Consider the following 5758-nt stretch of genomic DNA (forward strand, 5'->3'; position numbering starts at 1 on the left):
CCAGGTCCATGCCGCCGGCACCCTGCCGCTATCGGTCGGTGGCGACCACCTGGTGACCCTGCCGATCTTTCGCGCCCTGGGTCGCGAGCGGCCGCTGGGCATGGTGCATTTCGATGCGCATTCCGATACCAACGACCGCTACTTCGGCGACAACCCCTACACCCACGGCACGCCATTCCGCCGAGCCATCGAGGAAGGTCTGCTCGATCCGCTGCGCACGGTGCAGATCGGCATCCGCGGCTCGGTGTATTCGCCGGACGACGACGCTTTCGCCCGCGAGTGCGGCATCCGCGTGATCCACATGGAGGAGTTCGTCGAACTGGGCGTCGAGGCGACCCTGGCCGAAGCGCGGCGGGTGGTGGGCGACGGGCCGACCTATGTGAGTTTCGACGTCGACGTGCTCGACCCGGCCTTCGCGCCCGGCACCGGCACCCCGGAGATCGGCGGCATGACCAGCCTCCAGGCCCAGCAGCTGGTCCGCGGCCTGCGCGGGCTGGACCTGGTCGGCGCCGACGTGGTGGAAGTCTCGCCGCCGTTCGATGTCGGCGGCGCCACGGCGCTGGTGGGGGCGACCATGATGTTCGAGCTGCTCTGCCTGCTTGCCGAGTCGGCCGCGCGAAGCGCCTGACGGCGTTCCGCCGGCCCGGCTTTGGCGCTATAACGAAGGCGGACCGAACGCCATGGGGGCGGGAATGCTGGGCAACCTCAACGACATCGACCTGCGCATGCTGCGCACCTTCTGCGCCATCGTCGAGGCCGGCGGCTTCACTGCCGCCCAGGCGCGCCTGAACACCAGCCTGTCGCGCCTGAGCGTGCTGGTGCGCGACTTGGAGGTGCGCCTGGGCTATTCCCTGTGCCGGCGCGGCAACGGCGGTTTCCAGTTGACCGAGGAGGGGCAGGAACTCTACGACGCCGCGCTCGGCCTGTTCAGCGACATCGCCCGTTTCCGCGAGCAGGTCCGCGGCCTCGGCGGGCGCGATCGCGAGGCGTTGCACCTGGGCTGCGTCGATGGCGTCATCGGCCAGCATTGCCTGCCGTTGCCGCTGGCCATCCGGCTGTTTCGCCAGCGCGCCCCGGAGGTGCTGCTCAAGCTGCACACGCGGCGTCCCGACGAACTCGAGCACGCGGTGCTGGAAGAGCGCCTGCAACTGGCGGTGGGGGCCTTTCACCACCGGTTGTCCGGGCTGTACTACCAACCCCTGTTCCGCGAGGAGCAGAACCTCTATTGCGGCAGCGCGCACCCCTTCTTCGCCCGGGCGGACGACGAGCCGACGCTGGGCGAGATCTGCGCCGCCGACTATGTCGGCCGCGGCTACATGGCGGAAAACCATCGCCCGCACGACCTGCGCTTCAACCAGGGGACCGACGCCTACACCATGGAGGCCATCGCTACCCTGGTCTTCAGCGGCACCTACATCGGCTACCTGCCGACGCACTATGCCGCCACCTGGGTCGCCGAAGGGCGCATGCGGGCGATCCGGCCACGGCAACTGGCCTACGACTCGGAATTCCATTGCATTACCCGCCAGGGACACGAAGAACGACCGACCCTGACCCTGTTCCTGCGCTCGCTGTTCGAGGCGCAGAAACAATTGGGCGTGCAGGCTCCGGCGAATACGAACGGCATCGCTCGGCAATTGTGACCGAGCGCACTGGCTGGAGCCTTTCCCTGCCGTTCGGCGGGCATTTCTGTATCGCCGCGACCCCTGCGCTAAGTTGGCGGTCGAACCCGTTCCGCGAGCAGAGCGACGATCCATGGACGACCTAACCGGCATTCCCGAAGACCCGCAGGAGGCCGCGCTGGCCTTGCTGCACAGCCGTGCCGAAGTGGCCCGGCTGAAGGAGCGCGAGCAACTCTTCAGCGCCTTGCTGGCCAGCGTCAACTCGGTGCTCTGGGCCTACGACTGGCAGAACCGGCGGATGGTCTACGTCAGCCCCGCCTACGAGAAAATCTTCGGCCGTTCCGCGGCGCTGCTGCTGGCGGACTACGAGGAGTGGCGCAACAGCATCTACCCGGACGACCTCGACTACGCCGACAGCAGCCTGCTGCAGGTGCTCGAACGTGGCGCCGTGGAACAACGCGAATACCGCATCGTGCGCGGCGACGGCGAGGTCCGCTGGCTCAACGACAAGTGCTTCGTCAGTCGCCAGGGTGAGGCGGGACTGCCGCTGATGGTGGTGGGCATCGCCGAGGACATCACCGACAAGAAGCACATGGAGAGCGAGCTGCAACGGTTGGCCACCACCGACGTGCTGACCCAGAGCAGCAACCGTCGCTATTTCTTCGACAGTGCCGAGGCGGCCTTCAAGGAGTGTCGCCGCGAGGGGATACCGTTGGCGTTCCTGCTGCTGGACGTCGATGACTTCAAGAAGATCAACGACCGCTTCGGCCACCAGGTCGGCGACCAGGTCCTCCAGCGTATCGCCCAGAGCGGCAGTGCCGCGTTGCGCCGTGGCGACCTGTTCGGGCGGATCGGCGGCGAGGAGTTCGCCGTGCTGCTGCCCGGCTGCGACGAGCAGACCGCGCGACAGATCGGCGAACGCCTGCAGCGCGAGGTGCAACGCCTGCGCTTCCAGGAGGGCGAACAGAGCTTCGGGATCACCGTCAGCCAGGGCCTGACGGTCCTCCAGGCCGATGACGAGGGGCTCGGTGCCCTCTACAGCCGGGCTGACGCTGCGATGTACTCGGCCAAGCGCCAGGGCAAGGACTGCATCGTCGTGGGCTGACCGCTGGGCAAACGTTTCCGTTTTGTCGACGGCGCCACGGAATACCTCTTTGGGGAGGCGACCGGCAGGCTGCGGCTGCGGTACAATATTCCTTAAAGCTATTAAATATGAATAATTAATTCTTTTTAGGTTTATTGCGGATATTTTACTGTTTATTACCCACGCGCTATAAAGCGCAGGAAATAACGATTTTCTGAAACGTGGCGGTAACTCGCCAGAAAGGAAGCTGTAATGGGCGGTTTTCTGCCGATACCCTTCGGCCCCGTCAGCCGGGAGAAGGGCAGGAAGCCCGAGAGGACGCGAAGGCGGAGCCCGATGGAAAGATTGGCTTACAAATTGCCTTCACTGGCGGTGGGTCGAGACACCCGCCGCACAATAACAAGACACGAGTACACCCATGCACACGCTTCCGTTCGCTGCCTCCCTGCCTGCTTGCCTGCCCCGTCGTTCCATCGTCGCGGGTTGCGCCGTTTCCTGATCCATCGAATGCCGAGTTTCGCGCGCGCCATCTTCCGGGATGGTACGGCGCTCAGTGTTTCAACGACCGGTCGGGCCCACGCGTTCCACTTCCCCCGACCGGAAGACAATTAGCAATACCAATGGGGAAAAGACCAATGAAGAGTCGCAAGATCAACAAGTCACGACTGGCCCTGGCCATCACTGCCGGTACCCTCGGTGCCCTGGCGCAACAGGCGGTCGCCGCCGGTTTCATCGAGGACAGCAAGGCATCGCTGACCCTGCGCAACTTCTACATCAATACCGACAACCGCAATGGCAGCGCCTCGCCGAGCAAGCAGGAAGAGTGGGGCCAGGGCTTCATCCTGAATTACCAGTCGGGCTTCACCCAGGGCACCGTCGGCTTCGGCGTCGACGCGCTGGGCCTGCTCGGCGTGCGCCTGGACGGCGGCGGCCGTGCCGGCAAGAGCGGCCTGGACCGCCAGCCGGGCACCGTGTTCCCGCTGGAAAGCAACGGTGAGCCGGTGCACGACTTCGCCAGCCTGGGCCTGACCGCCAAGGCCAAGGTATCCAACACCGAGTTCCGCTACGGCACCCTGCAGCCGAAGCTGCCGGTGGTCACCTACAACGACGGCCGCCTGCTGCCGGTCACCTTCGAGGGCGGCCAGGTCACCTCGACCGATCTCAAGGACTTCACCCTGGTTGCCGGCCAACTGGAGCACTCCAAGGGCCGTAACTCCACCGACAACCGCAGCCTGAGCATCGCCGGCGCCAACGGCAGCAGCGCCAGCTCGCGCGACAGCAACAAGTTCTACTACGCGGGTGGCGACTACAAGGTCAACAAGGACCTGACCCTGCAGTACTACTACGGCAACCTGGACGACTTCTACAAGCAGCACTTCCTCGGCCTGATCCACAACTGGCAGATCGGCCCGGGCGTCCTGAAGACCGACCTGCGCGCCTTCGACAGCAGCTCCGACGGCAAGAACGGCAGCCGTTCCGGCCGTGCCGACGGCTACGTCAGCAGCGGCTACTACGGCAGCGGCGTGACCAAGGGCGAAGTCGACAACCGCGCCTTCAGCGGTCTCTTCACCTATACCGTCAGCGGCCACAGCATCGGCGCCGGCTACCAGATCCTAAACGGCGACAGCGACTTCCCGTTCCTGAACCGTGGCGATGGCGAAGGTTCCACCGCGTACCTGATCACCGACGTGCAGATCGGCAAGTTCCAGCGTGCCGGCGAGCGCACCTGGCAGGTCCGCTACGGCTACGACTTCGCCACCGTCGGCGTGCCGGGCCTGACCTTCAACACCATTTACCTGAGCGGCGACAAGATCAAGACCGCCCGCGGCGACCAGAGCGAGTGGGAACGCGATATCTCCCTGGCCTACGTGATCCCGGACGGCACCTTCAAGGGCCTGGGCTTCACCTGGAAGAACGCCTCCTTCCGCAGCGGCCTGCCGGCCGCCGGTTCGAGCAACAACCAGCGCGACCAGGACGAAAACCGCCTGATCGTCAGCTACACCCTGCCGCTGCTGTAAGCTCCGGCCGGACAGGAAAAAGCCCGCGTCCTCCTGGAGGACGCGGGCTTTTTTCATTCAGGGCGCCACTCGGCGTGCCGGGCCGGCCAGCGCGAACAGCGCCGCGGCTGGCCATCCGCCCTGGGGGATGCCCGTCAGGCCTTGCGCGGCGCCGGTTGCTGCTGGGTGATGCAATGGATGTTGCCGCCGCCGAGGAGGATCTCGCGCCCCGGGACCATCACCACCTCGTGCTCGGGGAACACCCGCTGGAGTATCGCCCTGGCCTCGGCGTCCTTGGGATCGTCGAAGCTCGGCGCGACGATGCCGCCGTTGACGATCAGGAAGTTCACGTAGGAGCCGGCCAGGCGAATGGAGGGATCGCGCGGCTGGCTGCCCTCGACGATATCCACGCCGTCGCACTCTTCCTGGGTCGCGTACAGCGGGCCGGGGATCGGCATCTTGTGCACCACCAGCTTGCGTCCCTTGGCGTCGCGGCTTTCTTCCAGCACGCGGAGGGCGGCCTGGCAGCGCAGGTAGTTCGGGTCATCCTGGTCGTCGGTCCAGGCCAGCAGCACCTCGCCGGGACGCACGTAGCAGCAGAAGTTGTCGACGTGGCCGTCGGTCTCGTCGTTGTAGAGGCCGTTCGGCAGCCAGATGATGCTGTCCACCGCAAGGTAGTCGCGCAGGGTCCGCTCGATCTCCGCCTGGCTCAGGTGCGGGTTGCGGTTGTGGTTGAGCAGGCATTCCTCGGTGGTGATCAGTGTGCCTTCGCCGTCGACGTGGATCGAGCCGCCCTCGAGGACGAAGTCGTCGGTGCGGTAGCGGGCGCGCCGTTCGATCTCGAGGATCTTGCGTGCCACCTGGTCGTCGCGCTGCCAGGGGAAGTACAGGCCGCCTTCGAAGCCGCCCCAGGCGTTGAAGCCCCAGTCGACGCCGCGTACATCGCCCTTGTCGTCGATGACGAAGGTCGGGCCGGTGTCGCGGACCCAGGCATCGTCGCTGCTGATTTCCACGACGCGGATGTTGCCGTCGTCGAGGCGTGCGCGCGCGTTCTC

The 5758-nt window shown here is 65.8% G+C and carries 5 protein-coding genes; 4 read left to right on the top strand and 1 reads right to left on the bottom strand.

What is annotated here, in order from left to right; genetic code table 11:
• The 4 genes from FFS27_RS27355 to FFS27_RS27370 all read left to right on the top strand — a co-directional run.
• On the top strand, nt 1-628 hold a 628-nt coding region (locus FFS27_RS27355), incomplete at its 5' end, for an arginase family protein (RefSeq protein ID WP_137952339.1).
• Nucleotides 629-680: 52 nt separating this feature from the next.
• Entirely contained in the window at nt 681-1643 is a 963-nt protein-coding gene (locus FFS27_RS27360) for a LysR family transcriptional regulator (RefSeq protein ID WP_009315018.1), read from the top strand.
• 112 nt (nt 1644-1755) lie between these two features.
• The gene (locus FFS27_RS27365) at nt 1756-2727 is read left to right on the top strand and encodes a GGDEF domain-containing protein (RefSeq protein WP_003084261.1); all 972 of its coding nucleotides are present in this window, start codon (nt 1756-1758) and stop codon (nt 2725-2727) included.
• Nucleotides 2728-3341: 614 nt separating this feature from the next.
• On the top strand, nt 3342-4724 hold the full coding sequence (locus tag FFS27_RS27370; RefSeq protein WP_009875698.1) for an OprD family porin: 1383 nt from the start codon (nt 3342-3344) through the stop codon (nt 4722-4724).
• A 134-nt stretch (nt 4725-4858) separates the two neighbouring features.
• Here FFS27_RS27370 and aguA read toward each other — a convergent pair.
• Nucleotides 4859-5758 (bottom strand): agmatine deiminase (gene aguA / locus FFS27_RS27375; RefSeq protein WP_137952340.1); only part of this gene is annotated, 900 nt, incomplete at its 5' end.

It is taken from the genome of Pseudomonas sp. 2VD, assembly GCF_005503585.1.
Lineage (GTDB): Bacteria > Pseudomonadota > Gammaproteobacteria > Pseudomonadales > Pseudomonadaceae > Pseudomonas > Pseudomonas aeruginosa.